A 26,253-nucleotide genomic window follows, 5' to 3' on the forward strand; every position below is an offset into this window, starting at 1 on the left:
CTACCGGCGTCCGGCGCGGGCCGCGGCCGCGAACGTGTCACCGCGGTCCGCGTACCCGCTGAACTGGTCGAACGACGCGCCGGCCGGGGCCAGTAGCACCGTGTCGCCGGGGCGGGCGAGGTCACGCGCGGCGGCCACGGCCGCGGTCATGACGCGAACACCGACAGTCTCATCCGACGGCGGAACCACATGTGTCACATATGCGAGAGGAGACTCAGCAGTCGCATGCATATCAATATCCTCGCCTGCCACAACCTGTACGACGGGCACATCCGGCGCGTGTCGCGATAACGCCTCGGCCACCAGTGCCCGGTCGCGGCCGATCAGCACCGCTCCGACCAGCCGCGACGCAACACGTTCGACCGTCTCGTCGACGGACGCGCCCTTCAGCAGACCGCCGGCGATCCACACCACGCCCGGGTAGGCCAGCAGCGATGCTTCGGCGGCATGCGGATTGGTCGCTTTGGAGTCGTCGACGTAGCTGACCTGGTCGATCACTGCGACAAGCTCGGCCCGATGCCGGCCCACCCGGAACGCCGACAGCGCCGCGGCGATCGCCTCGGCGGGCACCCCGACGCTGCGGGCCAGCGCGGCGGCGGCCAGCGCGTCGAGCACACCCACCGGACCCGGCACCGAAATCGTCGACACCGGAGCCAGCGCCGCGGAGTTGCCGGAAAAAGCGCGATCGATCAGCAGTCCGTCGCGGACCCCGAGCTCGCCGTCGCCCGGTTCACCCAGCCGGAAGCCGACCCGCACCGGTGCAGGGGCGTCGGCCAGCAGCGCAGCGGCCCGCGGATCGTCGAGCCCGGCGACCGCGACCCTCCCGCGCAGCACCCCGGCCTTCGCGGCGGCGTAGGCGGCGAGGCTGCCGTGCCAGTCCAGGTGGTCCTCGGCGATGTTGAGCACGACGCCGGCCTCGGGTCGCAGCGACGGTGCCCAGTGCAGCTGAAAGCTGGACAGCTCGACGGCCAGCACGTCGGCGGGCTCGTGCAACTCGTCAAGCACCGGGTTGCCGATGTTGCCGCACAACCGGCTGTTCACACCGCCCGCGACCAGCATCGCCTGCAGCATCGACGTGGTGGTGGTCTTGCCGTTGGTGCCGGTGACCGCCAACCAGCGTCGCGGCGGGCCGTAGCGCCCGGCCTGGTCGAGCCGCCAGGCCAGCTCGACGTCACCCCAGATCGGCACTCCGGCGGCCGCCGCGGCGGCCGGCACGGGAGTGCTCGGTGCGAAACCCGGGCTGACCACGACCAGCACATAGTCGGCGACGTGCGCTGCCGCGGTGGTCGAGTCTTCCGTTGGGTAACCGGCGTCGGTGAACTGCTGACGGGTGGCCGCGGAGTCGTCGCACAGAGTCGCCGCCGCGCCCAACGCATCGAGCGCCGCCACCACCGCGCGGCCGGTCACTCCCCCGCCCGCGACGAGCACTGGCGCTCCGGCCGACAGCACCTCCAGCCCGGGGCCGGTCATCTCAGCCGCCGCCGGTGGCCGCGAGCCATTCGCTGTAGAACAGCGCGACACCCAGGCCGCAGCTGATGGCCGTGAGCAGCCAGAACCGGATGATCACCGTGGTCTCCGCCCAGCCGACCAGCTCGAAGTGGTGGTGGAAGGGTGCCATCCGGAACACTCGACGGCCGGTCGTGCGGAACGCCAAGATCTGCACCACCACCGAGACGATCTCGGCGACGAACAGCGAGCCGAGCACCACCGCGAGGATCTCGGTGCGGCTGGTCACCGAGATGCCGGCGATGATGCCGCCGAGGGCCAGCGAGCCGGTGTCGCCCATGAAGATCTTGGCGGGCGCGGCATTCCACCACAGGAAGCCGATGCACGCGCCGGCGGTGGACGCGGCGATGATGGCTAGGTCCAGCGGATCGCGCACGTTGTAGCAGCCCAGCCCCGGCGCGGTCGCGCACGCGTTGCGGTACTGCCAGAAGGTGATCAGGACGTAGGCGGCGGTCACCATCGCCATCGATCCGGCCGCCAGTCCGTCCAGTCCGTCGGTGAAATTGACCGCGTTGGACCACGCGCTGACGACGATCACGCAGAACAACACGAAGAGCGCCGGACCCAGTGCGACCGTGGCGATTTCGCGTACGTAAGACAGGCTCGAGGACCCCGGGGTCAGCCCTGTGTCGTTGCGAAATCGCAGGACCAGGGCGCCGAACAAGGTGGCGGCGACGATCTGCCCGATGGTCTTTGCGGTTTTGTTCAGCCCGAGGTTGCGGGATCGCCGGACCTTGATCAGGTCGTCGACGAACCCCACGGCACCCAGGGTGGTGGCCAAGAACAGCACCAGCAAACCTGACGCGGACGGGCCGTTGCCGTCGAACGCCAGCCCGGCCAGGTGCGTGCCGAGGTAGCCCGCCCAAATGCCGGCCAGGATCGCGACCCCGCCCATCGACGGTGTGCCGCGCTTGGTCTTGTGGCTGGGCGGGCCGTCCTCGCGAACCTCGTGGCCAAAGCCCTGCCTGTTGAACAGCCGGATCAGCATCGGGGTGAGCAGGATCGAGACCGTCACGGAGATCGCGACGGCGAGCAGAATGTCGATCATCGGGTGTCGCCCTGGCTCTCCGCCACCAGCGAATCGGCCAGCGCCCCAAGTCCGGCCGCGTTGGAGGCTTTGACCAGCACCACGTCGCCGGGCTGCAACTCAGCCCGCAGGACGGCCAGGGCGGCATCGGCGTCGGCGACGATCACGACCTCGTCGCCCCACGAACCTTCCATGACGGCGCCCTGGTGCATGGCGCTCATAGACCTCCCCGTTCCGACGACAATGAGTCGAGACACATCTAATCGCACTGCCAGCCGTCCAACGCGGTCATGCTCGGATATCGCATCGTCGCCGAGTTCTGCCATCTCGCCCAGCACTGCCCAGCTGCGGCGGCGTCGCCCGCCGGGGCCTGCGTCACCGGAGGCCGAAATCCACGCCAGCGCCTGCAACCCGGCGCGCATCGAGTCCGGATTGGCGTTGTAGGCGTCGTCGATAACGGTCACCCCGTCGGTGCGGGTGCTGACCCGCATCCGGTGGCCCGAGACCGGCCCGGCGTCGGCCAGGGCCTGCGCGACCTGCGCGGCGGTGGCCCCACACTCCAGCGCGACCGCTGCGGCGCACAGCGCATTGCTGACCTGGTGATCGCCATGCACGGCCAGGTTGACGTCGATCGCGACGTCGCCCGCGTGCAGCGTGAACTGCGGACGCGCCAGCTCGTCAAGCGTCACCGGCCCGGCCCAGACGTCGGTCTCCCGGTTTCGGCTGATCCGCACGACGCGGGCCGCCGTCACCTCGGCCATCGCGGCGACGGCCGGATCATCGGCGTTGAGCACCACCACCCCGGAACGCGGGACAGCCTGAGGCAGTTCACTTTTGGTTTGCGCGATGGCTTCCCGCGAGCCGAACTCGCCGAGGTGCGCGGTGCCGACGTTCAGCACCACTCCGATCGCGGGCGGCGCTATCGCGGCGAGCGCGGCGATGTTGCCGGGATGGCGGGCCGACAGCTCGAGCACCAGGTAGTCGGTGCTCGGCGTGGCACGCAGCACGGTCCACGGGTGGCCAAGCTCGTTGTTGAATGATCCCGGCGGGGCGATCACCTCGCCGAGCGGCGAAAGCACCGCGGCAAGCAGGTCTTTCGTGGAGGTTTTGCCCGATGAACCGGTGATGCCGACGATTGTGAGTCCCCCGGCCACCAACTCGGCAGCCACCGCGGCGGCGAGCTTGGCCAATGCCGCGAGCACGGCGGCGCCCGACCCGTCGCTGTCGTGTTCGAGCACACCGGCGGCCGTGTCGACGTGCTCCGCCGGCGCGACGACGATCGCGGGGACGCCGACCGGACGAGCGGCCAGCACCGCGACGGCTCCCGCGGCCACCGCCGACGCCGCGTGATCGTGCCCGTCGACGCGGGCGCCGGGCAACGCCAGGAAGAGTCCGCCGGAAGTGACCTTGCGGGAATCGAATTCGACTGTCCCGGTGACGTGCAGCTTCGCGGCGTCCGCGGCGGAGATGTCGGCCAGCTCGCCGCCGACGATCGCGGCGATCTGTGCCACGGTGAGGTCGATCACTTGCGGGCCTCAAGCGCGGCGGCGAGTTCGATCCGATCATCGAACGGCTGCGTTTGCCCGTTGCGGGTCTGACCGGTTTCATGCCCCTTGCCCGCGATCAGCACCACGTCCCCGGCCGCCGCCCAGCCCACCGCGTGGTTGATCGCCGCGCGCCGGTCGCCGATCTCGACCACCTCGACGTCGGTGCCGGCTTCCGCTGTGCCGCCGAGGATCTCGCGGCGGATCTCGGCCGGGTCCTCGCTGCGCGGATTGTCGTCGGTCACCACCACCAGGTCCGCGAGTTCTGCAGCGACACGGCCCATCTCGGCCCGCTTGCCACTGTCGCGATCGCCACCGGCGCCGAATACCACACCGAGCCGGCCGTCCGGACGTCGAAGGGTGCGGAGCACCTCGCGCAGCGCGCCCGGTTTGTGGGCGTAGTCGACCAGTGCGAGGAAGTCCTGGCCGCGGTTGACCTGCTCGAGGCGGCCGGGAACCTGAGTGTGCCGTAGGCCCGTGCAGGCCTGCTCCGGCGAGACGCCGACAGCGTCTAGGACCGCCACTGCGACAAGGCAATTGGCAACGTTGTAATCGCCGGGCAGCGTGATGGCCAGCCGGTGATGAACACCGGCCGGGTCGACGGCGGTGAATTCCTGCCCACCCGCCTGCACGACGACGGCCTCGGCACGCCAGTCGGCAGGCCGGCCCTTGGTGCTGACCGTGACGGCCTGGTCTGCGCGGTGGGCCATCGCGCGGCCGGCGTCGTCGTCGACACACACCACCGCCCGGCGCGCCCGCAGCGGTGAGGTCGGGTCGAACAGCCGCGCCTTGGCGTCGAAGTAGTCCTCCATCGTCGGGTGAAAGTCGAGATGATCGCGAGACAGGTTGGTGAAGCCGCCGACCGCGAACTCGGTGCCGTCGACGCGCCCGAGGGTCAACGCGTGACTGGACACCTCCATCACCACCGTGTCGACGCCGCGCTCGACCATCGCCGCGAGAAGCGCCTGCAGTGCCGGCGCTTCCGGGGTGGTGAGCGCGCTGGGGATGTCCTCGCCGTTGATCCGCAGGCCGACGGTGCCGATCAATCCGACGGACCGGCCGGCCGCGCGCAGCCCCGCTTCGATCAGATAGGTCGTCGTGGTCTTGCCCGAGGTGCCGGTGATCCCTACGACGGCCAGGTGCGCGGACGGGTGCCCGTACACGGTGGCGGCGATCTCGCCTAGCACGCCGCGCGGCTGGGGGTGCACGAGCACCGGCACGGTACCTGCGTCACGGTTCAGCTGCGCAAACCCGTCGGCGTCGGTGAGCACCGCCGCGGCTCCGCTTTCGACCGCTTGGCCGTAGAAGCGGGCGCCGTGGACGGTCGCGCCCGGTAACGCCGCAAAGAGGTCACCCGGCTGCACGTCTTGGGCGCGCAACGTGACCCCGGTGATCTGCAAGTCCGATTCCGTGCTGCCCTCGGCGGGAACCGCCCCCACCTGGAAAGCCAGCATCGACAGCGGCACGCCCGCACACGACGAGGGACGCAGCGCAGCGGGCACAATCATCACCTCCGTCTGCAGATCAGCCCTGACACCTTATCGAGCCGCCCGACGTCGATCCGCCCAGGAAGCAGGAGTCGTCGGCGTAAAGCGCCCGCGACCGGGGTAGCCGACCGGACGTGAACGACACCGAACTCATCATCATCGGCAGTGGGCCGGCAGGCGTCAGCGCGGCCGAAGCGTTCCGCCAACACAACCACGATGGCCGGGTCCAGATTGTGACCGACGACGCGGCGCTGCCCTACGAACGGCCGCCGCTGAGCAAGGAGTTCCTCCGCGGCGACGCCGAGCCAGGCGACGCTGAGCTGCACCCTGCGCAGTGGTTCGACGAGAACAACATCGAGTTGGTGCGAACGACCGGCGTGGAGCACATTGACCCGGCCCGACATCAGCTCACCGCCGCCGGGATCCGTCATTCTTACCGGTCGCTCGTGTTGGCCTGCGGGGCAAAGCCGTCCGGGTTTCCGGTGCGCGGCGGCGAGAAAGCGCTGCAGCTGCGGTCGATGGCCGACGCGCAGGCACTGCGTAAGGCCGCGACGAAGGCAGGCGCGGCGGTGGTGGTCGGCGCCGGCTTCATCGGCTGCGAGGCTGCCGCATCGCTGGCTATGCGCGGGGTCGCCACGACGCTGGTCGCCCCCGACCCAGTACCGCAGGCCAAGCGACTCGGCGACGAGGCCGGCGAGCGAATCAAACGTCTCGTCGCCGACGCCGGCGCGCGCTACGTCGGCTCGGCGCACGTCAGCGAAGTCACCGACGAAGCGGTGCACCTCGACAACGGGACTCGTATCGACTGCGACCTGGTTTTGGCTGCAACCGGTGTCACACCACAATCGGATCTCGCCGCCAACGCCGGCATCGATACCCGCGACGGACGGATCGTCGTCGACGCACGCATGCGGACGTCGGTGGACAACGTGTACGCCGCCGGCGATGTGGCGCTGGCTTACAACAGTCTGGCCGACCGCCCAGTTGCCGTGGAGCACTGGCAAGACGCCATGGATCAAGGTGCGCTGGCTGGTGCCGCCGCTGCAGGGCGCGACGGTGAATGGGACGCGATCCCGGGATTCTGGACCACCATCGGCGAGGCGACCCTGAAGTATCACGCCTGGGGCGACGGCTTCGACCGCGCGCGCCTCATCGAACACAGCGGCGGCTTCACCGCCTGGTACGAAGCCCGTGGTGTGACCGTCGGTGTCCTGACGTTCAACGCCGACGACGACTACGACCGTGGCGAAAAGCTGATCCGGGATCGTAAGCCAATTCCATTCTGACGCAACAGGATCCAGGTCATGACATGGGGACGCCGCTGCTCGCTGCGACCGACGTCCCCTCAGCGTTGTCGAACACGTCTATCGCGACGTCGGCGTCGCGATAGCTCCCGATCCGTTGCATTCCGGCAACGCCGGCCACGATCTCGTTGACCTCGTCGCCTCCCATCAGGTAATCGTCGACCCGATGCCGCCAGTGCGCGGCCACCACCGTCGCGCCGGCCGCCAGTCGCGGACATTCGCGCTCCAGCAGCTCGCCCAGCGCCTCTGGGGCCAGGTAATACCCGACCTCGGAGAGCACGAGGAGATCGAATGGGCCTGTGGGCCAGGGTTCGTCGATGGATCGGCGAAGTAGCGTCACCCGCTCACCGTGCCCGGAGTTGGCGAGTCGCCGTCGGGCACCGTCCAGGGCGGTCGACGCGATGTCGGTGGCGGTGACCTGGGTGCACCGTTCAGCGAGCAAATTGGTCAGCACTCCGACCGAGCAACCCGGCTCGAACGCGTGCTCGTAGTGGGCCCGCGGCAGCATAGCCAGGGTGAGCGCGTACTTGCGCTGCTCGTACCAGCGGGTGCCGAGCTGCCACGGATCAGATGAGCGCGAGTACATCGCCTCGAAATAGTCGTCAGGTAACCGGCTCAGATGAACATCACCTCCCCGACCGCCAAGGCCCGCGCAACGACAGTCGGTGGCAGCACCGTGTACCCGTCCGACGTTGGCCGAGTCTGGCTTGGAAAGCATTTCACCGCGGCATGTTTGGCCTGGATTGCCCGATCCGTCAGGCTGATGCGCCTGGCCCTGCTCCACGGCACCGCGGGATCGCCCGGCTGCGCCCAATGCCACATCCAGACCGGATACTCCACCAGCTCCGCGCCGGTGCGCGCGGCGGCCGCGGCAGCCGCGCGGCCGACCGTCTCATGGTCGGGATGGCCGTCGCCACGCCAGGTCGCCGCGCACCACCTGCCCGCCGGATGGCTGCCTAGCAGCGACGCAAGCCGAGTAGCGATGTCGTGCTCCAGTCCGGCCAATTCACCATCCGGGAAGTCGAGGCTGATCGGCTCGGCGACACCGAGGATTCGCGCAGAGCGGCGAACTTCTTTGCGGCGCAACGCTTTGAGTTCCTTGCGTTGCTGTGGGGTGGAGTCGGGATAAGCGGATTCGCCATCGGTCACCGACACCACCTGAACGTCGACGCCGGCGGCCGACAGCGCGGCCATGGTCGCTCCCAGGCCGAGCGTCTCGTCGTCGGGGTGTGGGGCCACGACCGTCAGGCCCGGGCACCGACGAAGATCCAGCGTCAACAGTCCGTCGTCCCAGGAGGTCCATGCCTCGACGGAAGTCCCACCCTCGGCGACGGGACTCGTCTGGAAACGCGCTGTGCGTGACCCCTCGTCAGAAGGATTCATAGTTCTTTGCGGCAATCGAGCCGAGTACAGCGAGATCACGTTCGGCATGACTCTGTCTGACGTACACGCGCAAGTCAGCCACAGCGCGAGCATGCCTTTCGTCGAGGCACAGTGGTCCCGGCCCCAGCGCCCGATCGGTTCGGTTGAGCGCTTCCTCGACCGCGACTTCCACCACTGCGCGCACCCGCCTGGCGGTCAGCTCCGCGAGCCCGGAGCGATTGTCGGGGTCCGAGTCGACCTGACCGGCGGCCGCGCGAAGAGCGGTGTCGGCGGCGTTGAGCGCGGCGTCGATCGCGCCGAGATGAGCCAACGCGTGATCGTCGGCGGACAGCCGTGCGGCACGCTGGTACAGCGGCGCGGCAACCGCTCGGGCGCCACCCAGCCAACAGGCCGCGACCCCGATCGCGCCGAACCAAAAGCCCGGTCGGTCCAGGTAGTCGTCCGGGCCGCCGACCGGAATCGCCGGGGCGTTGTCGAATCGTACGGATCTGGTGTCGCATTCGGCCATGCCCGCATTTCGCCACGTGTGCTCCAGTGGATGAACTCCTGGAGCGCGCAGATCGAGCGCAAACAGCCCTCGCCGGCCGTCGGCCAGCCGAGCCGTCACGAGCGCATCGGTGCACAGTTCGGCACCCGAGCACCAAGCCTTGGTGCCGTCGAGCGTCACCGCGTCGCCCTTGCCGTGGGCCGTCACGATCGCGTTCGGAGCTTCGGCAGCCCACACGCCCCACAGTTCGTCTCGGCCGGGCAGCGGTCCGCCGAGTTCGATCAGAATGGCGACCGCGTCTGTGTGTGCCTCGGCCAAACGCGCTGCCGCAATGTCGATTTCGGCCAGTTGAGAGAGTCGCCGCCAGCGCTGCGCGGTCTGGCCCGACCCCGGGGGTGGCAGCTGCAGCCGACCAGTCTCCAGCCACTCCATGACCTGAGCAGCCGTCACGACACCTCGTCCGCTCTGCCCAGCACCTCTTTCGACACCTCGGCCAAGTGATCGGCGAACCCTCCCGGTGCCCGCGCGTTCCACCGGTCCGACGTGGTGACCGACAGTTCGTCGTCGGAAACGATGTGCATCCCCGCCGCCCGGAACCGGTCGACCAAATCGACATCCTCGCCGCTGCGCAGCGCAGCGAATCCGCCGACACGCCAGTAGGCCTCGGACCGAAAACCCATGTTCGCGCCATGAATGTGCTGGTGAAACGGCGTCTCGGCGCGGTAGCGCGCCTCGTACTCGGCGGCCACCTCGGGCGAGTGGTGGCGCCATTCGGCCACTCGCACTTGGCCAAGGACCATGTCAGCGCCCCAGCCGAGTTGTCGCATCAGCCAGTCGCCACCGACCTCGGTGTCGGCGTCGGTGGTTGCGTACCAGATGCGCGGGCCGACGGCGTGCAGCTCCGTCTTGGCGTAGCGGAAACCGGCCGACCGCGCGGCGCCGACGTTGCGTTCGTCGACGGCGAGGAAGTGCACGGCAGGTCCGAATTGCCCTTCCAGGGAGGCGCTGTCGTCTTCGCATGCATCCAGGACGACGACTACCTCGGTGGGAATGGCGACAGCTACCGCTGCTGTCCGAACCGCGCTCAGGCAACGCCACAACGCATCAAATTCGTTGTGTGCGGGCACCACGACGACGGCACCGGCCTCGGCTGTCACCGATGGGAAGTAACCGTTAGAGCAGGTTTTGACACACTTCTGCCTCCGGCCTCGCTGAATCAGGCCACGGCCGGGTGACTGCTCGAAGGTGAACAGACGGTGAATTAGCTGCCAACGCGAGTACACGTCTCGAGCGCGCATTTCCGCTGGTGCTCACCACCGGATTCGTCAGCAGCAATCTCGACACGCTGACGGCGTGCGCGAATCGTGCTGCCGAAATCGGGACGATCACGCAGCTCAACCGCTATTTGGCTGCCAGACGGCGCCCCCGACAGAGGCACTTCACCGTATCCACAGCCAATCTTAAGTTTTGGCGTCCATAATCTGAACCACGGATATATCAGGCATGAACATAAAGTGAACGGAGCCACTCGTGATCTCAAAAGCCTTGATCGGCACTGCGGGGGCTGCCATTGCCATCGGGCTGGCCATCCCGGCCAACGCCGACCCGGCGACGCCGCCCGGCAATCCGGACCTCGTGGGCGCATCAGCCCCCGCACCATCACCCACCCCGCAGGCCTTCCTCGCCGCCGCGCGCGCCGCGGGCGTCAGCGGAGCCGATCCGGCAATGCTGGCCGACGGCTACGACGTCTGCTGGAAGCTATGGAATCAACGCGTCGAGGGCACCGCGGTCGCTGCCGGGCTGGCGCGCGACCATCCCGGGGTCACCACGCAGGAGGCGGCAAATTTCGTGCTGGCCGCTTACCGCGACCTGTGCCCGGTGGCGGGCTCCTACGACTACTGGTCTTACAGCACCAGCTGAGATCAGCTGGCCTGCAACAACAACGGCGGACCCGGGTCGGGCGACAACGGGACGTTCCCGCGCTGCAGTAGCCATCCGGCGATGTTGTGGAAGAGCGGGGCTGCCGAGTGGCCGGGCGTTCCGTCGGCATTGCGAACCGGATTGTCCATCATGATGCCGATGACATAACGCGGGTCATCGACGGTGGCCATGCCCGCGAAGGTGATCCAGTAGACGTTGTCGTAGTAGCAGCCGCACGCCGGATTGATCTGCTGTGCGGTACCGGTCTTTCCGGCAATCTGGTAGCCCTCGACCGCAGCCGCCGAGCCGGTCCCCTGCTGGACACCCCGTGGGTCGCGCTGCACCACCGCGCGCAGCATGTTGCGCACTGTGCGTGCGGTCTCCGGCGACACCACCCGAACTCCTTCCGGGCGCGGCTCTTCGGTGCGGGAACCGTCGGCGCTGACCGTGGACTTCACGATCCGCGGCGGCATCCGCACGCCGTCGTTCGCGATGGCCTGGTACATGCCGGCCATCTGCACCAGTGTCATCGAAAGGCCTTGTCCGATCGGCAGGTTGGAAAACGAGCTGCCGGACCACTGCCCGATGGGCGGCACTAGGCCCGCGCTCTCGCCGGGAAGACCGATGCCGGTGCGCTGACCCAGGCCGAACTTTTCGACCATGTCGTAAAATCGTTGCGGCCCAACGCGTTGCGCCAGCATCAACGTGCCGACGTTGGACGACTTACCGAAAACTCCTGTGGTGGTGTACGGCGCCACGCCGTGCTCCCATGCATCGTGGATTGTGACGCCGCCCATGTTGATCGAGCCCGGGACCTGCAATACCTCGTCGGGATTGGACAGGCCGTATTCGATCACCGAGGACGCGGTGATGATCTTGTTGACCGACCCAGGCTCGAATGGTGAGGACACCGCCGGGTTGCCGAGTTGCTTGTCGCCCTGACGCCCGATGTCCTGTGACGGGTCGAAGGTGTTGTCGTTCGACATCGCCAGGACTTCGCCGGTCTTGGAATCCAGCACGACGGCCGAGACGTTGCGGGCGCCCGATAGGTTCTTGGCCTGCTGCACCTGCTGTTGGACGTAGAACTGGATATCGTCGTCGATTGTGAGCTGAATCGTCGCCCCGTTGACCGCACGGTGCTGGTTGCGGTAGCTGCCCGGAATGACGACACCGTCGGAGCCGCGGTCGTAAGTTACCGAGCCGTCGGTGCCCGCCAGCTCGGCGTCCATCGAGTCTTCCAGGCCGAGCAAACCGTGCCCGTCCCAGTCGATTCCACCGACCACGTTGGCGGCCAGCGATCCACCGGGATACTGCCGCAAGTCCTGACGCTCGGCCCCGACTTCGGGAAATTTACGGGTGATGGCGGTCGCGACGGCGGGGTCTACGGCTCGGGCCAGGTAGACGAACGACTCGTCGCTACGAAGCTTCTTCAAGATGGTGGCTTTGTCCGGCTTGTTGTTCAGCCTGGTCGCCACATCCTTCGCGATCTCGTTCAAACGCCGTTGCGGATCAGGCGCTTTGGCGTTCTTCTGCTTGGCTTCGGTCAGTTGCTTGAGGATGCGCTTCGGCTGGAAGGTCAAAGCGCGCGCCTCGATCGTAAAAGCCAGTTGATTGTTGTTGCGGTCGACGATGCTGCCGCGGACCGCCTTTTCGACATCGGTGACCTTCAGCTGCCCGGCGGCCTCGGCGCGCAGTCCGGCCGCCTTGGGGACCTGGAGGTAGAAAAGCTGGGCGCCGGCAATCAGCAGCGCCAGAAAGATGACGCCGTTGCCGACGCGGTGCCGGAAGGCGAATGACGCACCGCGGCTTGCCACCTCTACCGCCTGGCGGGTTCGACGCGTGCGGGCCGAGCGGTCGGGCGTGCTGGCTTTGGCGCGGCGCGGCCTACGCGATGAGGCAGGCCGATTCATCGCGGCGGGCCGGGCGGGGTGACCGTCAGCGGACCGAATTGCTCGCCGACCAGCGGACCAGCGGGCGCGGGGTGATGCGGCATACCTGGTAAGTCTGCCGGCGATGACGCGGCGGGTGGCGGTGCCACGCCGGCAAGCGGCACAGCTGCGCCAGCCGGCGGCGGCAGCACCGGAGCGATCGGTGCGGGCGCCACAGCCGGTGCCGGAGCAACCGGAACGACCGGCGCGGCCGGCGCAGTGGGTAGCGGTTGTGTCCCGGGCGCCAGCGGCACCCCCGGCACGATAGGCAAGCCCGGCGCGACAGGCATTCCCGGCACCGGCCCCGGTCCGGCACCCGGCATGGGCAGCGGAGCGTCCGGCGACGGCAGGTGCTGAGGACCAACGGTGGTTGCGCCGTCGGGCGTGCGAACCTGAGCGTTCGGCCCCGGCGCCAGCGGCACGGGCTGAGGGCCGTTGCCAGGCAACACGACTGACGGCACCTCGACCGCATTCAGCGGTGGAGCCGGCGGCGCGGCTGGCTTCTCGTCCGGCAGCTTCGTGTTCAGCGGTGGTGGTGGAACACCCTGGGCCGGCTTCGGCGTGCCGACCACCACCCAGTTGCCGGCGGGATCTTGAATCAGATGCGCGGTATCGCGGGTCGGGATCATGCCTAGGCCGCGAGCCGCCTCGGCCAGCGCGGGTGCGGATTGCGCTTCTTGTACGTCGCGCTCGAGCGCTTCCTTTTCCTGCTGCAGCAATTCGGTGCGCTGGCGGGCACTGCCGAGTTCATAGGACCGCTCGGCGGCATCGGTGGAAAGCCACAGGGTGAGGCCCAGCCCGGCGCCCAGCGAACCAATCACCAGAACGACGAACGGGACCTTGGTCACCAGGGTGCGCGGCCGCAGGTCCAGCGACGCCAACCGGTTGATCAGGCGTTCGCGTAGCGGAGGGCGAACAACCTTCGGCGCCTTGGCCTTCCGTGCCTTGGCGCGGGCCTTGGCTTGGTTCGCGCTCTTGGCGCGTGCTGGTTTCTCGACCGGCCGGGCGACCGGTGAGGTGTGCGGCGCTGACCGCGACGTACGCGGTTCGCGGGCCGGTGCGGTGGGTTTTCCGGAGCGGGGACGGCCGCGGCGAGCCGGCGTCGCGTCGGCCACCCGCGAAGCCTTGACCGAGCCACCACGCCGTTCACCGGCGCGGGCCGGGTGCGCTGGACGCTTCGCTTTCATGCGCCTCCCTTCCTCGCTGCGTTCGACTTCGACTGCACCCGCTCGATGGCGCGTAATCGCACCGCGGCACTGCGCGGGTTCTGCTGGACTTCCGCGTCTCCGGCACGTTCGGCGCCGCGGGTCAGCAGCGTGAATTGCGGTGCGTGTCCGGGTAATTCGACGGGCAAGCCGGACGGCGTGCTCGACGTCGTGGCCTCCGCGAAGACGCGTTTGACAATGCGGTCTTCGAGCGACTGATAGGCCATCACCACCATGCGGCCGCCTACGGCGAGGGCATCGAGCGCGGCGGGCATGGCGTCGCGCAGGGCATCCAATTCGCTGTTGACTGCGATCCGCAACGCCTGGAAAGTCCGCTTGGCCGGGTGTCCCCCGGTCCGCCTGGCCGGCGCCGGAACGGCTTGGTAGATGACCTCGACCAGCTCGGCGGTCGTCGTGAACGGCGAGTGTGCGCGGCGACGGACGATGTGCGTCGCGATGCGGCGGGCCAGCTTCTCCTCGCCATAGCGCCGCAGGATGTCAGCGATCTCGGCCTCGTCATAGGTGTTGAGGATCTCGGCGGCGGTCAAGGGCGAGGTCGGGTCCATCCGCATGTCCAGCGGCGCGTCCTGCGCATAGGAAAAGCCTCGCTCGACCCGGTCGAGTTGCATCGAGGAAACTCCGAGATCGAAGAGCATCCCATCGACGGATTCGTCTGCGCCGTAACCCGATTCGGCTAACGCATCCACGATGCCGTCGTACCTGGTCTGCACCAGGGTGAGCCGGTCCCCGAAGCGGGAAAGGCGCTCACGGACGATGTCGAGGGCGGTCGGATCGCGGTCGACACCGATCAGGCGCAGACCGGGCAATTCGGCGAGGAAGCGCTCAGCATGACCACCGGCACCAACCGTCCCGTCGAGGAGCACCGCGCCCGATCCGTCGGAATCGCGGCGGGTTAATGCGGGTCGGAGCAATTCGAAGCAACGGTCGAGCAGCACGGGCACATGGCCGAAACCACCAGTGGCGTCAGGCATGAGCGCACCTTCCCGACGTGACCGGCAGGTCCCGATGTTGCCGGCCCGCTGCACGCGGCTTCGCCGCGCTTGCGACCGGCAGGTCCCGATGTTGCCGGCCCGCTGCACGCGGCTTCGCCGCGCTTGCGACCGGCAGCGCCCCGTTGCATCGAGGTCCCTGTCCGATGGCACGAACCTGGCGTTGGGGAAGTACGTCAGGGTCGGTTCGGGCAGAGGCCACGTTGCACGGGCGCGCGCCTCAGATGATGTCGCCGAGTGCTTCATCGCTGGCTGCGGAGAAGTTCTCTTCGTGGGCTTCTTGGTACTGCTGCCAGGCCGCGGCGTCCCAGATCTCCAGGTAGTCAATCGATCCGATGACGACGCAATCCTTAGACAGACTCGCGTAGCGACGGTGGTCGGCCGACAAGGTGATTCGGCCTTGCGCGTCGGGGTGTTGTTCGTCGGTGCCTGCGGCCAGGTTACGCAGGAACGCCCGCGCCTCGGGATTGCTGCGCGACGTCTGGCTCGCCTTGCGGGCGAGTTCTTCGAACGCTGCTCGCGGGTAGACGGCGAGGCTGTGGTCCTGACTCTTGGTGACCATCAACCCCCCTGCCAGCGCGTCGCGGAACTTGGCGGGCAATGTGAGTCGCCCCTTGTCGTCGAGTTTTGGCGTGTAGGTGCCGAGAAACATCTGGCTACCTCCATGCCTTTCGACTTCCGCCACGATACCCCACAATCCCCCACTTCGCTCCATTTAACGACACGCATGTCACCGTTTGGTGTCGTTTCTGCAGGTTCTCGGCCACCGTCGTCGCTGACGAGAGTCACGACAACCCCTGCCACAAGCCCCCTAAGATGGCCGTGAGCTGGGTTTATAGCCTGAAGTGGGGCACAGTGGGGCTGCATGGTCGACGCTTCGCCCACCTGGCCCGTCCGTGGGGCACAAAAAAGGGCAGCCAGGTGGCTGCCCTTTGGATGTCCCGCCGACTATTGCTCGAAGCGCCGGCGGAACCGGTCTTCCATGCGACTGGTGAAGGACCCGCCCCCACTACGGTTTCGGCGTTGACGTCCGTTTACGGCCGGTCCCGAGCGCTCGCCGCGGCCGGCAAGTCGCGGTCCGGTGATGGCGAACACGACGCCGCCGAACATCACCACGAAACCGAGCACCGACAAGACCGGGAACGTTCCGATCATGGTGGCCTTAAACGCCACTCCTGAGACCAGCATCGCGAGGCCCAGCACGAACAGCGCCGCACCCTGCAGCCGTCGGCGAGCCGTAGGCGCACGCAACCCGCCGCCCCGAACGCTCGAGGCGAATTTGGGGTCCTCGGCATAGAGAGCGCTCTCGATCTGGTCGAGCATCCGCTGCTCATGATCGGAGAGTGGCATCCGTCCCTCCTTGCCGAAAACATGTCACGTTATTACCGATAGCACGGCTGCGCCCGCTGCGGGGACAACTAATAAGAATGATACGAGGTCAATCTGCGCGTTACCACCGCTTCGCTTGCTGATTGTAATCGTGACGGTCGGGGGGCCGCGCAGTGCCGGCGCGCCCGATAATGAAATGGCGCACCGCACTGGACGACCGAAGAGGAGACCGCACGTTGGTGACGTTCCTCATCAACCTGCCGCCGCAGGACATGCAGCGGCGGCTTTCGGAAGCCTTGGGCGTGTACGTCGACGCCATGCGCTATCCGCCCGGCACCGAAAATCAGCGCGCCGCGATGTGGCTCGAACACACGCGGCGGCGCGGCTGGCAGGCGGTGGCCGCGGTCGAGGTTGACGCCCCGCCCGGGGTGGAGCCGTCATCGGACGAGCTGAGCAACGCGCCCCTGCTGGGCGTGGCCTACGGCTACTGCGGCGCACCTGACCAGTGGTGGCAGCAGCAGGTCGTCGCGGGCCTGCAACGCAGTGGCTATCCCGACCCCGACATCAGCAAGCTGATGGCCAGCTATTTCGAGCTGACCGAGCTGCACATCACCCCGCGGGCTCAGGGTCGTGGACTCGGCGAGGCGCTGGCGCGTCGACTCCTTTCCGAGCGCAGCGAAGCCAACGTTCTGCTTTCTACGCCGGAGACCAACGGCGAAGCCAACCGGGCCTGGCGGCTATACCGCCGACTGGGCTTCATGGACATCATCCGCGGTTACCACTTCACCGGCGACCCACGGGCTTTCGCGATCCTGGGACGCGAGCTGCCGCTGTAGTGGCACCGGCACCGTCCTCGTCTGGCACGATGACCGGGTGCGCGCCAGCGGTATACAGCTCTCGTCCCGGATCTTCCCAGCGCGGCGGGCAGCTCGCCGCCTCACGGCATGGGGCTTGCTGCTGCTGGCGATACCGATGCTCGCCGGCTGCGTGCGGATCAAAGCATCGATCACCATCTCTCCCGAAGATTTGGTGTCCGGCGACATCATCGCGGCGTCGAAACCTCGCAACGAGAAAGACAACGGGCCGCAACTCGACCCCAACCTGGCCTTCGGCCAAAAGGTCGCGGTGTCCAAGTACGACCGCGACGGCTACGTCGGATCGCAGGCGACGTTCTCCGACCTGACATTTGCCGAACTGCCCGAGTTGGCGCGGATGAATTCCGACGCCCAAGGCGTCAACCTCTCGCTACGACGCGCGGGTGACCTGGTGATCCTGGAGGGACGCGCGGATCTGACGTCGCTGACCGATCCCGACGCTGACGTGGAACTGTCGGTGGCGTTCCCGGGGTCGGTGACCTCCACCAACGGTGACCGCGTCGACGAGCAGACCGTGCAGTGGAAGCTGAAGCCCGGCGTGGTCAGCCTGCTGACCGCGCAGGCGCGCTACACCGACCCGAGCACGCGCTCGTTCCAGCATGCCGCGCTGTGGCTGGCGTTGGCGTCGCTGGCGGTCGCCGGCGCCGTGGCCGGTCTGGCCTGGTACACCCGCGACCGGTCACCCAAGATCGCCGAGCCGAGCGACCCCTCGTCCAGCTGATCAGCTGCCCGGCGACCAGTAATCGAGCATCTCGGCGAACGTCTCGAACGCCGGCGCGGAGTTCCCGTAGGTCGCTTCCAGATGAAGGCTCAGCGGATAGCCCAAGTCGACGACGCCGTCGATGATCCGCTTGTACAGATCGAGCATCAGCGAGCGGCGTTGCGCCGGTTCGGTGTTCGCCAGCTTCGTGACGAATGCCTGCTCCGCGGCCACGGCGGGGTTGCCCGGATCCTGGATCAGCCAGTTGATGAATCCGATTCGCTCCTCGAGCTTAGGCACGAACCCGAAGCCGAGCAGGATCTCCGGGCGGTGGTTGGTCTCCTTGGCGAAGTCGGTCAAAAAGCCCACGATCGCATCGGAATACAGCAGTTGCGTCTGCGCGAAGGTGGCGCCCCGCTCGCATTTGAAATTGAGCCGGCCCGTTTCTCCCTCGCGGGTCGGGATCAGGATGACGCCCCGATTGCCAACCAGCTCTTGGTAAATCGACAGCGCGTCGGTGGGTGCCACCCCCGAGCCCTCACCGTCGGCCATCGTGCGCGGAACCCCAACGAACACGATGCCCTCGATCCCGGCACCGACCAGCGCGCCGAGCCGCTGACGCAGGGCCGGCTCGTCCATGAAAGCCGTGACCTGACTGCACAGTCCGCGCACGCCGGGCAACTCCGGCTTGATCGTCGACCAGAAATCCAACACGTCCAGCTTGGGCTTCATCTCGATCGGACGGTCGTCGTCCTCTTCGATCAGCCCAGGCATCATCACGTGGCCGATCCGACCGTCGATGCCCGAGCTCGCCGCCAGCTGCACCATTTTTCGGGCGTCTTCGAGAGCCTTCTCCGTACCGCTTTCCAGATTCGGCGGCACCAGCTCAAGCGCGATGGTGTTCAAAGTCAACGAGCTGCTCCTCAATCAACGACTAGTCCCCCGCCGCAGACCCGGGCCAGGCATCACGACAGCATAGTGACGCCGCTCGGCTGACCACCCGGCGACGGTCGAGCGCGCCGCCGGAGTTCACCTACGGCCGCCAAAACCCGCTGCACGTGACCGCGCCGAATAGACTTGGCGGGCCATCATCGCAAGGAACCGGGAAGGGGTGTGGCGCTGAGCGCAGGAGCAGCGGCAACCGTCGAACTGGCCGACGCCGTCACCGACCAGTTGCGTAGCTATCTGCGCCGGCGTCGAGGCGAGGCTGCGCACATCGGCCAGGACTACGACGCACTCATCGCCCACCTGGAGGACTTCGTCCTCGGCGGCGGCAAACGGCTGCGCCCGGTGTTCGCCTATTGGGGCTGGCGGGCTGTTCGTGACGACGAGGCCGACGACCAGGCGCTGCTGCTGTTCGCCGCGCTGGAGCTGCTGCACGCCTCAGCGCTGGTCCACGACGACGTGATCGACAGCTCGGCCACCCGCCGCGGGCGGCCGACGACCCACATCCGATTCGCCGCGTTACATCGCGACAGCGGGTGGCGTGGGCCGGCCGACCAGTTCGGGGTCTCGGCGGCAATCCTGCTCGGCGACCTGGCGCTGACGTGGGCTGACGACATCGTCGCCGGCGTCGAACTGCCGCAGGGTGCCCACAACCGCGTGCGCCGGGTGTGGGCCGACATTCGCACCGAAGTGCTCGGCGGGCAGTACCTCGACATCGTGGCCGAAGCCAGCGCCGCGGAGTCGATCGCTTCGGCGATGGCCGTCAACACTTATAAGACCGCTTCCTACACGGTGGCCCGGCCGCTGCAACTGGGGGCGGCCGCAGCGGCCGACCGGCCCGATGTCCACACGCTTTTCCACGAGGTCGGCAACCAGCTGGGTGTGGCGTTTCAGCTGCGCGACGACGTGCTCGGCGTATTCGGCGACCCCGCCGTGACGGGCAAGCCGTCCGGTGACGACCTGCGCTCCGGAAAGCGAACCGTGCTGCTGGCCACCGCGCTCGAGCTGGCTGAAGCGTCAGACCCGGCCGCTGCCAAGCTGATACGCGCGTCGGTCGGTACCGACCTGAGCGATGATCAGGTGCGACAACTCCGCGCGGTGATCGAACGGGTCGGCGCACTGGCTTCGGTCGAGGAGCAGATCGCCGCCCTCACCCGCAGTGCGCTCGATCTGGTCGCCGAGGCACCCATTCACCAGGCGGCCAAGGCCGGGCTCGCCGACCTCGCCGAGCTCTCCGCGAACCGATCGGCCTGACACGATGTCCGTTCCGACCTCGGCCCCCGACTCGGCTTCGAGCACCGCTGCCCGGCAACCCCTTTCACGGCTGCGGGAATTCGCCGCTGCCGACGAGGGACGGCCGGCGCTGCTGGGTTTCGTGGGTGCGGCACTGATCACAACCGGCGGGTTGGGCTCGGGCAGCACCAAACAGCACGATCCGCTGCTGGAGTCGTTGCATCTGTCCTGGCTGCGTTTTGGTCACGGCCTGGTGCTGTCGTCGGTGCTGCTGTGGGTCGGCGTGACCCTGATGCTGAGCGCCTGGCTGTGGCTGGGCCGTCGCGCATTGGTAGGCCGCGCAAGCGAATACGCCATGGTGGCCAGCGCCGCGTTCTGGCTTGCGCCGCTGCTGCTGTCCGTGCCGCTGTTCAGCCGAGACACCTACTCGTATCTGGCTCAGGGGGCGCTGCTGCGCGACGGGCTTGATCCGTATGCGGTCGGGCCGATCGACAACCCGAACCCTCTGCTGGACAACGTCAGTCCGATCTGGACGATCACCACCGCGCCGTACGGCCCGGCGTTCATCATGATCGCCAGGTTGGTGACGATGCTGGTCGGCAACCACGTGATCGCCGGGACCATGCTGCTGCGGCTGTGCATGCTGCCGGGGCTGGCCCTGTTGGTATGGGCGACACCACGGATAGCCCGGCACGTCGGGGCGAATGTGCCTGTGGCGCTGTGGGTCTGCGTGCTCAACCCACTGGTGATCATCCACCTGATGGGCGGCGTGCACAACGAGATGTTGATGGTGGGCCTGATGGCCGCGGGCATCGCACTGACCTTCGAGCGACGTCACGTCGCCGGAATCGCGGTGATCGCCGTCGGGATGGCGGTCAAGGCGACCGCGGGACTCGCGCTGCCCTTCATGGTCTGGGTGTGGATGCGTCATCTGCGTGATCGCCGTGACTACCGGCCATTGCAGGCCTTTTCGGCAACAGCGGCGATGTCGGTCGCGATCGTCGTGGCGGTGTTCGCAGCACTATCCGGTGTTGCCGGGGTAGGCCTCGGCTGGCTGACCGCGCTAGCCGGCTCGGTGAAAATCATCAACTGGCTGAGCGTTCCGACTGCGACGGCGAATCTGGTGCACGCTGTCGGCGGCCTGTTCTTCGCGGTGAGCTTCTACGGGGTGCTGCAAGTTACCCGTGTGATCGGGGTGGCGATCATCGCGATAGCGCTGCCGCTGTTGTGGTGGCGCTTCCGCCATGATGATCGTGAGGCACTCGTCGGCATTGCCTGGGTGATGTTGGTTGTGGTGTTGTTCGCTCCGGCCGCGCTGCCGTGGTACTACTCGTGGCCGCTGGCCGTGCTGGCTCCGCTCGCCCAGTCACGCCGCGCGGTCGCGTCGGTCGGGGCGTTTTCGACGTGGATCATGGTCATCTTCAAACCCGATGGCGCGCATGGCATGTACTCGTGGCCGCACGTACTGCTGGCGACCGCCGTCGCGGTGTTCGTCTGGCGGGTCCTGGACCGCCCGCCAACGGCGGAAGTCAGTACGCCATAGCCTGCGCTCGGCGCAGCACTTCCCGCGCTTGATGCGCGTGCAGCGCGTCGACCGGACGCGCATTGCTGAGCGCGTCACGCGAGCCGTCGCGGGTCACCGTCAGCGACGGGTCCGGAGTGAACAACCAGCGGACGATCTCGGTGTCCCCGTAGCCACCGTCGCGCAGCACCACCAACAGCCCGGGGAGGCTCTTGACCACTTCCCCGCTGCTGGTGAAGAAAATCTGCGGGATCACCACGTCGCCGGCCCGCCGTACCGCGACCAGGTGTCCGTCCTTGAGATGCTGCTGGACTTTCGTCACCGCCACGCCGAGCAAGTCGGCGACATTGCGCAGATCGTAGGTGGGTTCGTCGGGGTCGAGAACATCCTCCCCGGCCGGAATCCTGCTCACCGGAACAGTGTACGGCCGGGCGGACCGCAAGTTCGGTGCTCGCGGCGTAAAGGTTTCGGGCGCAGGGCCGGACGCCGCCTACGATGAGCGCGTGACTGCAGCGGCGAGCAACGACCTCGAAGGCGCATTGCTCGACGGGCGCTATCGGGTGGCGGCCAAGATCGCCACTGGCGGCATGTCGACGGTCTATCGCGGCCTGGACACGCGGCTGGACCGGCCGGTCGCACTAAAGGTGATGGATTCCCGCTACGCCGGCGACCAGCAGTTCCTGACCCGATTCCAATTGGAAGCCCGCAGCGTGGCCCGCCTGAAGGACCCCGGCCTGGTCGCCGTCTACGACCAGGGGCTGGACGCCCGGCACCCATTCCTGGTGATGGAACTCGTCGAGGGCGGCACGCTACGCGAGCTGCTCACCGAGCGCGGCCCGATGCCGCCGCACGCCGTCGCCGCGGTACTGCGCCCGGTGTTGGGCGGGTTGGCCGCCGCCCATCGCGCCGGCTTGGTGCACCGCGACGTCAAACCCGAGAACGTGCTGATCTCCGACGACGGCGACGTCAAGCTCGTCGACTTCGGGTTGGTGCGCGCGGTCGCCGAAGCCGGAATCACCTCGAGTAGCGTCATTCTCGGCACCGCGGCATACCTGTCGCCCGAACAGGTCAAGGACGGAATGGCCAGCCCCCGCAGCGATGTCTACGCGGTCGGCATCGTCGCCTACGAACTGTTGACCGGCCAGACGCCCTTCTCCGGCGACACCTCGCTGTCGGTCGCCTTCCGGCGGCTAGACACCGACGTGCCGCCGCCGGGCAGCGTGATCAGCGGCGTGCCTGCGCAATTCGACGACCTGGTCGAGCGTGCCACCGCACGCGACCCCGCGGGCCGTTACGCCGACGCCCAGGAGATGGGCGCCGAGCTCGACGCCATCGTCGACGCCCTGCGGCTGCCCGCATTCCGGGTACCGGCACCGCGCAACTCGGCCCAGCACCGCTCGGCATCTGCGCGCCGAAACGACGTGACCCTCGATCAGAACCGCACCGCGGAGCTGAGTCAGTCTGCGGCCGGGCGGCCGCCGGCCCACCGGCCGACCCGTCAGCTGACCCGCGACGTCCCGGTCGAGACCGAGCAAGGCTTAGTTGCAGCGCAATTCGCCGGCATCGACCTTGCCGAGTTCGTGTACGAGCGCCAGCGGGCCCGGCGCATGATGCTCATCTGGATCGCGATCGTGTTGTCGATCACCGGGATGATCGCCGCCGCGGCGTGGACCGTCGGCAGCAACATCGGCGGACTGATCTAATCGCGCAGCATCTCCGCCCCGTCACACGCGGAGCCTGCTGCGCTACCTTTCAGTCGCGCAGCATCTCCGCCCCGTCACACGCGGAGCCTGCTGCGCTACCTTTCAGTCGCGCAGCATCTCCGCGACCAGGAACGCCAACTCCAGCGACTGCTGGGTGTTCAGCCTTGGGTCGCAAGCGGTCTCGTAGCGGCCACTCAAGTCGGTGTCCGAGATGTCTTGCGCACCACCGAGGCACTCGGTGACGTTCTCACCGGTGATCTCGACGTGGATGCCGCCGGGGAAAGTGCCCAGTGCGCGGTGCACCTCGAAGAAGCCCTGCACCTCGTCGACAATGCGGTCGAAGTGCCGGGTCTTGTACCCGGTGGACGATTCGTGGGTGTTGCCGTGCATCGGATCGCACTGCCAGATCACCTGATGCCCTGTCGCCTGGACCTTTTCGATGATCGGCGGCAACAGGTCGCGAACCTTGTTGTTACCCATTCGGCTCACCAGCGTCAGCCGGCCAGGCTTGTTGTGCGGGTCGAGGCGCTCGACGTACTCGACCACCTGGTCCGGTGTCGTCGACGGACCGATCTTGACGCCGATCGGGTTGGCGATCACCTCCGCGAAAGCGATGTGGGCGCCGTCGAGTTGACGGGTGCGGTCACCGATCCACAGGTAGTGCGCCGACATGTCGTAGAGCTGCGGCGCGCCGTCGTCCTCTTCGGAGGACAGGCGCAGCATGGCCCTTTCGTAGTCGAGCACCAAAGCCTCATGGCTGGAGTAGATTTCGGCTGTCTGCAAGTTGCTGTCGGCCACCCCGCAAGCGCTCATGAACTTGAGGCCGCGGTCGATCTCGGACGCCAGCGCCTCGTAGCGAGCCCCAGCGGGCGAGGTCCGGACGAATTCACGGTTCCAGTCGTGCACCAGATGCAAGGAGGCCAGCCCCGACGAGGTCAATGCCCGCACCAGGTTCATTGCGGCCGCGGCGTTGGCGTAGGCGCGCACCAGCCGGGACGGGTCGTGCTCGCGCATGGCCGCGTCGGGGGCGAACCCGTTGACCATGTCGCCGCGATAGGACCGCAGGCCCAGCGCGTCGGTGTCGGCCGACCGCGGCTTGGCGTATTGGCCGGCGATGCGGGCCACCTTGAGCACCGGCATGCTGGCGCCGTAGGTCAGCACGACCGCCATCTGGAGCAGCGTGCGGATGTTGCCTTTGATGTGCGGCTCGGTGTTGTCGACGAACGTCTCCGCGCAGTCCCCGCCCTGCAGCAGGAACGCCTCGCCGCGAGCGACCTGGGCCAGCATGTCCTGCAGCCGCACGATCTCCGACGCCACCGTTACCGGCGGCACACTCTCCAGAACCGTCCGCCAAGGCTCGACCTGCTCACGGGTCCAGCTCGGCTGCTGGGCGGCTGGCTTGGCCAGCGCGGCGTCCAGCCGGGTCCGTAAATCCGCAGGCAGCGGCGGCAGAGTTGGCAGCTGCTCGATGGGAAGGTCGACGGTCGAATTCACCCGTCTATGGTAACGGGTCCCAGACGCCCCCAATCCGGCCGCGATCAGCGCCGATGCCAGCAGGCCGATCTAGCGCCCGTCGCCGTCGGACATAGCTGGATTAGCCGACTCCTCAACGGGCGGTCGAGCCGCCCGCATCGTCGTCGCCCATAGCTGGATTGGCCGACTCCTCAACGGGCGGTCGAGCCGCCCGCATCGTCGTCGCCCATAGCTGGATTGGCCGACTCCTCAACGGGCGGTCGAGCCGCCCGCATCGTCGTCGCCCGTGATCACCCGGTATCTGGTCAACTGGTCGCGGGCGTCGACCAGCGCGTCGTGCACGTTTTCCGACCGGCGGGGCAGCCGGGGGCTGCCGCAGTCCTCCCACAGTTGGCGCAGCTCGTGGGTGAAGCGCGGGATCGGCGGCGGCAGGTGGGTCATCGGGCCCCACAGCTGGCACAGCGCGACGTGGTCGTAGGCGCCGACCCAGGCCCACAGCTCGATCGGTTCGGCCCCGTCGATGTCGAAGAACGTCTCGAGGTCGCTGCGGATCTGCGAGCGCGACCGCCACACCTGCGAGGCCGGTGGCGGCAGCTTCGGCAGCACATTTGCGCGAACCCATTTTCCAGCTCGCTCCGGATTGAATTCTGTTGAGACGGCGTAGTATTCGCGGCCATCCTCGGCGACCACCCCGATCGAGATCAGCTCGATGGTGTAACCGTCGTCGATGAATTCGGTGTCGTAGAAGTAACGCACCGGCCGCTACCCGACCCCGAGCCCGCTGGCGAGCACACTGGGGACCTGCTCCGGTGGCGGCGCGGGATGCACTTCACGATCCAGCTGCGCATTGACCACGCGATGCGACGGCATCCGCGGCGTGCCGGCGATCGTGTACTGCAGCCAGAGCTTGGCCCGCACCACCGGCCGCCGCAGCGTCCGCTCGCGCTGCAAGGCGCGGCTCATCTTGTCCAACCGGCGCATGTAGAGATAGCGGGCCCACGGCGCCTGCGGTCGCGACAACCGGATCGCCCCGATGACCAGCAGCGGAACGAAGAACATGCCGATCAGCCCAGTCCATACCTTGCCCTTGAGCAAGACCAGCACCGCCAGCGGCAACGTCAGCGCCATCGCGAAAACCACAGCGGCGCGCAGCACCACCGAGTGGGTGGTGTCCTGCCAGAGACTGATGAAGAACATCAACGGGTGCAGACCCAGCACCAACAGCCCGCCCACCGCCACCGCAGCGAAGACAGCGTCGACCGAGGTGCGTCCGTCTTCCTCCCAGTAGACGTCGGACAGGTGCAGGATCAGTGCGTACTCGTCGAGCAACAAAGCCGCCCCGACACCGAAAACGATGGACGCGGCAGTGAATTCGAGCTTCGTACCGTTCACCGACAGCGTCACGAGCGTGATGCCGGACACCATGACCAGCACGACGCCGACGACCACGTGATGGATGTGCTTGGAACCGATGTGGATGTTGCGCGGCTCCCACCAGCGCGGCGCCCGGCCGATGCTGGTGCGGTGTCGGATCAGTCTGACGAAGGTGCGGGTCACGAAGAACGTCAGGATGAACGCGACCAGACAGCACAGCAGCGGCAGCCGGCCGCGACCGATGATGTCGTGTTCGAACCAGTGCAGCACCCTTCAAAAGCTACGCGCACGAAGCCTC

At 67.6% G+C, this 26,253-nt stretch carries 25 protein-coding genes; 7 read left to right on the top strand and 18 right to left on the bottom strand.

Annotated features, from left to right (window positions below; genetic code table 11):
• Genes murD through MKK62_RS24025 form a run of 4 tightly spaced genes read right to left on the bottom strand, consistent with a single transcriptional unit; the run spans position 1 to position 5,585 of the window.
• On the bottom strand, positions 1-1,470 hold the full coding sequence (gene murD / locus MKK62_RS24010; protein WP_240263400.1) for a UDP-N-acetylmuramoyl-L-alanine--D-glutamate ligase: 1,470 nt from the start codon (positions 1,468-1,470) through the stop codon (positions 1-3).
• A 1-nt stretch (position 1,471) separates the two neighbouring features.
• On the bottom strand, positions 1,472-2,554 hold the full coding sequence (gene mraY, locus MKK62_RS24015) for a phospho-N-acetylmuramoyl-pentapeptide-transferase (RefSeq protein WP_240263399.1): 1,083 nt from the start codon (positions 2,552-2,554) through the stop codon (positions 1,472-1,474).
• The gene (locus tag MKK62_RS24020; protein WP_240263398.1) at positions 2,551-4,059 is read right to left on the bottom strand and encodes a UDP-N-acetylmuramoyl-tripeptide--D-alanyl-D-alanine ligase; all 1,509 of its coding nucleotides are present in this window, start codon (positions 4,057-4,059) and stop codon (positions 2,551-2,553) included. The genes mraY and MKK62_RS24020 overlap by 4 nt, the downstream gene beginning before the upstream one ends.
• A complete protein-coding gene (locus MKK62_RS24025; RefSeq protein ID WP_240263397.1) occupies positions 4,056-5,585 on the bottom strand; it encodes a UDP-N-acetylmuramoyl-L-alanyl-D-glutamate--2,6-diaminopimelate ligase in 1,530 nt (509 codons plus the stop codon). The genes MKK62_RS24020 and MKK62_RS24025 overlap by 4 nt, the downstream gene beginning before the upstream one ends.
• Positions 5,586-5,698: 113 nt before the next feature.
• Here MKK62_RS24025 and MKK62_RS24030 point away from each other — a divergent pair, with 113 nt between their 5' ends.
• The gene (locus tag MKK62_RS24030; RefSeq protein ID WP_240263396.1) at positions 5,699-6,850 is read left to right on the top strand and encodes an NAD(P)/FAD-dependent oxidoreductase; all 1,152 of its coding nucleotides are present in this window, start codon (positions 5,699-5,701) and stop codon (positions 6,848-6,850) included.
• A gap of 16 nt (positions 6,851-6,866) precedes the next feature.
• Here MKK62_RS24030 and MKK62_RS24035 read toward each other — a convergent pair whose 3' ends face one another.
• Genes MKK62_RS24035 through MKK62_RS24050 form a run of 4 tightly spaced genes read right to left on the bottom strand, consistent with a single transcriptional unit; the run spans position 6,867 to position 9,895 of the window.
• Entirely contained in the window at positions 6,867-7,454 is a 588-nt protein-coding gene (locus MKK62_RS24035) for an SAM-dependent methyltransferase (RefSeq protein ID WP_240263395.1), read from the bottom strand.
• Positions 7,455-7,483: 29 nt separating this feature from the next.
• Positions 7,484-8,251, bottom strand: coding sequence for a PIG-L deacetylase family protein (locus MKK62_RS24040; protein ID WP_240263394.1), 768 nt, complete (start codon positions 8,249-8,251; stop codon positions 7,484-7,486).
• Positions 8,238-9,188, bottom strand: coding sequence for an acyl-CoA dehydrogenase family protein (locus MKK62_RS24045; protein WP_240263393.1), 951 nt, complete (start codon positions 9,186-9,188; stop codon positions 8,238-8,240). The genes MKK62_RS24040 and MKK62_RS24045 overlap by 14 nt, the downstream gene beginning before the upstream one ends.
• The gene (locus tag MKK62_RS24050) at positions 9,185-9,895 is read right to left on the bottom strand and encodes a glycosyltransferase family 2 protein (protein ID WP_240263392.1); all 711 of its coding nucleotides are present in this window, start codon (positions 9,893-9,895) and stop codon (positions 9,185-9,187) included. The genes MKK62_RS24045 and MKK62_RS24050 overlap by 4 nt, the downstream gene beginning before the upstream one ends.
• A gap of 373 nt (positions 9,896-10,268) precedes the next feature.
• On the opposite strand from MKK62_RS24050, the gene MKK62_RS24055 reads away from it, so the two are divergent.
• Positions 10,269-10,658, top strand: a complete 390-nt coding sequence (locus tag MKK62_RS24055; protein WP_240263390.1) for a DUF732 domain-containing protein — start codon at positions 10,269-10,271, stop codon at positions 10,656-10,658.
• A 2-nt stretch (positions 10,659-10,660) separates the two neighbouring features.
• On the opposite strand, the gene MKK62_RS24060 is transcribed toward MKK62_RS24055, so the two are convergent.
• The 5 genes from MKK62_RS24060 to MKK62_RS24080 form a co-directional block, all read right to left on the bottom strand.
• Positions 10,661-12,568, bottom strand: a complete 1,908-nt coding sequence (locus MKK62_RS24060) for a peptidoglycan D,D-transpeptidase FtsI family protein (protein ID WP_240263388.1) — start codon at positions 12,566-12,568, stop codon at positions 10,661-10,663.
• On the bottom strand, positions 12,565-13,773 hold the full coding sequence (gene ftsL / locus MKK62_RS24065) for a cell division protein FtsL (protein WP_240263387.1): 1,209 nt from the start codon (positions 13,771-13,773) through the stop codon (positions 12,565-12,567). The genes MKK62_RS24060 and ftsL overlap by 4 nt, the downstream gene beginning before the upstream one ends.
• Positions 13,770-15,047, bottom strand: a complete 1,278-nt coding sequence (gene rsmH / locus MKK62_RS24070) for a 16S rRNA (cytosine(1402)-N(4))-methyltransferase RsmH (protein ID WP_434084990.1) — start codon at positions 15,045-15,047, stop codon at positions 13,770-13,772. Before rsmH ends, ftsL begins: the two co-directional genes overlap by 4 nt.
• Positions 15,022-15,453: a division/cell wall cluster transcriptional repressor MraZ gene (gene mraZ, locus MKK62_RS24075; RefSeq protein ID WP_240263384.1), complete on the bottom strand. Its 432-nt coding sequence runs from the start codon at positions 15,451-15,453 to the stop codon at positions 15,022-15,024. The genes rsmH and mraZ overlap by 26 nt, the downstream gene beginning before the upstream one ends.
• Before the next feature lie 296 nt (positions 15,454-15,749).
• Entirely contained in the window at positions 15,750-16,151 is a 402-nt protein-coding gene (locus tag MKK62_RS24080) for an SCO2097 family morphological protein (RefSeq protein WP_240263383.1), read from the bottom strand.
• A gap of 215 nt (positions 16,152-16,366) precedes the next feature.
• Here MKK62_RS24080 and MKK62_RS24085 point away from each other — a divergent pair, with 215 nt between their 5' ends.
• On the top strand, positions 16,367-16,966 hold the full coding sequence (locus MKK62_RS24085; RefSeq protein WP_240263382.1) for a GNAT family N-acetyltransferase: 600 nt from the start codon (positions 16,367-16,369) through the stop codon (positions 16,964-16,966).
• Positions 16,967-17,102: 136 nt separating this feature from the next.
• The gene (locus MKK62_RS24090; RefSeq protein ID WP_240263961.1) at positions 17,103-17,726 is read left to right on the top strand and encodes a DUF3153 domain-containing protein; all 624 of its coding nucleotides are present in this window, start codon (positions 17,103-17,105) and stop codon (positions 17,724-17,726) included.
• Here the strand turns inward: MKK62_RS24090 and MKK62_RS24095 are convergent, their stop codons facing one another.
• On the bottom strand, positions 17,727-18,617 hold the full coding sequence (locus MKK62_RS24095; RefSeq protein ID WP_240263380.1) for a mycobacterial-type methylenetetrahydrofolate reductase: 891 nt from the start codon (positions 18,615-18,617) through the stop codon (positions 17,727-17,729).
• A 237-nt stretch (positions 18,618-18,854) separates the two neighbouring features.
• Between MKK62_RS24095 and idsA2 the strand changes: the two genes are divergently transcribed.
• Together idsA2 and MKK62_RS24105 are read left to right on the top strand one after the other, a co-directional pair.
• Positions 18,855-19,904, top strand: a complete 1,050-nt coding sequence (gene idsA2 / locus MKK62_RS24100) for a bifunctional (2E,6E)-farnesyl/geranyl diphosphate synthase (RefSeq protein WP_240263960.1) — start codon at positions 18,855-18,857, stop codon at positions 19,902-19,904.
• 4 nt (positions 19,905-19,908) lie between these two features.
• On the top strand, positions 19,909-21,426 hold the full coding sequence (locus MKK62_RS24105; RefSeq protein ID WP_240263379.1) for an alpha-(1->6)-mannopyranosyltransferase A: 1,518 nt from the start codon (positions 19,909-19,911) through the stop codon (positions 21,424-21,426).
• Here MKK62_RS24105 and MKK62_RS24110 read toward each other — a convergent pair.
• The gene (locus MKK62_RS24110; protein ID WP_240263378.1) at positions 21,413-21,817 is read right to left on the bottom strand and encodes an Rv2175c family DNA-binding protein; all 405 of its coding nucleotides are present in this window, start codon (positions 21,815-21,817) and stop codon (positions 21,413-21,415) included. The two genes, MKK62_RS24105 and MKK62_RS24110, sit on opposite strands and share 14 nt — an antisense overlap.
• A gap of 175 nt (positions 21,818-21,992) precedes the next feature.
• On the opposite strand from MKK62_RS24110, the gene MKK62_RS24115 reads away from it, so the two are divergent.
• On the top strand, positions 21,993-23,108 hold the full coding sequence (locus MKK62_RS24115) for a protein kinase domain-containing protein (RefSeq protein WP_240263959.1): 1,116 nt from the start codon (positions 21,993-21,995) through the stop codon (positions 23,106-23,108).
• 102 nt (positions 23,109-23,210) lie between these two features.
• Here MKK62_RS24115 and MKK62_RS24120 read toward each other — a convergent pair whose 3' ends face one another.
• From MKK62_RS24120 to MKK62_RS24130, 3 genes are all read right to left on the bottom strand, one after another.
• The gene (locus tag MKK62_RS24120) at positions 23,211-24,602 is read right to left on the bottom strand and encodes a class II 3-deoxy-7-phosphoheptulonate synthase (RefSeq protein WP_240263377.1); all 1,392 of its coding nucleotides are present in this window, start codon (positions 24,600-24,602) and stop codon (positions 23,211-23,213) included.
• Positions 24,603-24,830: 228 nt separating this feature from the next.
• A complete protein-coding gene (locus MKK62_RS24125) occupies positions 24,831-25,337 on the bottom strand; it encodes a polyadenylate-specific 3'-exoribonuclease AS (RefSeq protein WP_240263376.1) in 507 nt (168 codons plus the stop codon).
• 6 nt (positions 25,338-25,343) lie between these two features.
• Entirely contained in the window at positions 25,344-26,225 is an 882-nt protein-coding gene (locus tag MKK62_RS24130; RefSeq protein ID WP_240263375.1) for a hypothetical protein, read from the bottom strand.
• Positions 26,226-26,253 lie beyond the last annotated feature (28 nt).

The organism is Mycobacterium paraterrae, from assembly GCF_022430545.2.
GTDB lineage: Bacteria > Actinomycetota > Actinomycetes > Mycobacteriales > Mycobacteriaceae > Mycobacterium > Mycobacterium paraterrae.

Excerpts from the sequence above, each read along its gene's own strand:
- rsmH (WP_434084990.1), bottom strand. The coding sequence starts at position 15,047 with ATGAAGCACTCGGCGACATCATCTGAGGCGCGCGCCCGTGCAACGTGG.
- mraY (WP_240263399.1), bottom strand. The coding sequence starts at position 2,554 with ATGATCGACATTCTGCTCGCCGTCGCGATCTCCGTGACGGTCTCGATC.
- MKK62_RS24035 (WP_240263395.1), bottom strand. The coding sequence starts at position 7,454 with ATGTACTCGCGCTCATCTGATCCGTGGCAGCTCGGCACCCGCTGGTAC.
- MKK62_RS24060 (WP_240263388.1), bottom strand. The coding sequence starts at position 12,568 with ATGAATCGGCCTGCCTCATCGCGTAGGCCGCGCCGCGCCAAAGCCAGC.
- MKK62_RS24025 (WP_240263397.1), bottom strand. The coding sequence starts at position 5,585 with ATGATTGTGCCCGCTGCGCTGCGTCCCTCGTCGTGTGCGGGCGTGCCG.
- MKK62_RS24105 (WP_240263379.1), top strand. The coding sequence starts at position 19,909 with ATGTCCGTTCCGACCTCGGCCCCCGACTCGGCTTCGAGCACCGCTGCC.
- MKK62_RS24040 (WP_240263394.1), bottom strand. The coding sequence starts at position 8,251 with ATGAATCCTTCTGACGAGGGGTCACGCACAGCGCGTTTCCAGACGAGT.
- MKK62_RS24115 (WP_240263959.1), top strand. The coding sequence starts at position 21,993 with ATGTCGACGGTCTATCGCGGCCTGGACACGCGGCTGGACCGGCCGGTC.
- MKK62_RS24080 (WP_240263383.1), bottom strand. The coding sequence starts at position 16,151 with ATGCCACTCTCCGATCATGAGCAGCGGATGCTCGACCAGATCGAGAGC.
- mraZ (WP_240263384.1), bottom strand. The coding sequence starts at position 15,453 with ATGTTTCTCGGCACCTACACGCCAAAACTCGACGACAAGGGGCGACTC.
- MKK62_RS24090 (WP_240263961.1), top strand. The coding sequence starts at position 17,103 with ATGCTCGCCGGCTGCGTGCGGATCAAAGCATCGATCACCATCTCTCCC.
- ftsL (WP_240263387.1), bottom strand. The coding sequence starts at position 13,773 with ATGAAAGCGAAGCGTCCAGCGCACCCGGCCCGCGCCGGTGAACGGCGT.
- murD (WP_240263400.1), bottom strand. The coding sequence starts at position 1,470 with ATGACCGGCCCCGGGCTGGAGGTGCTGTCGGCCGGAGCGCCAGTGCTC.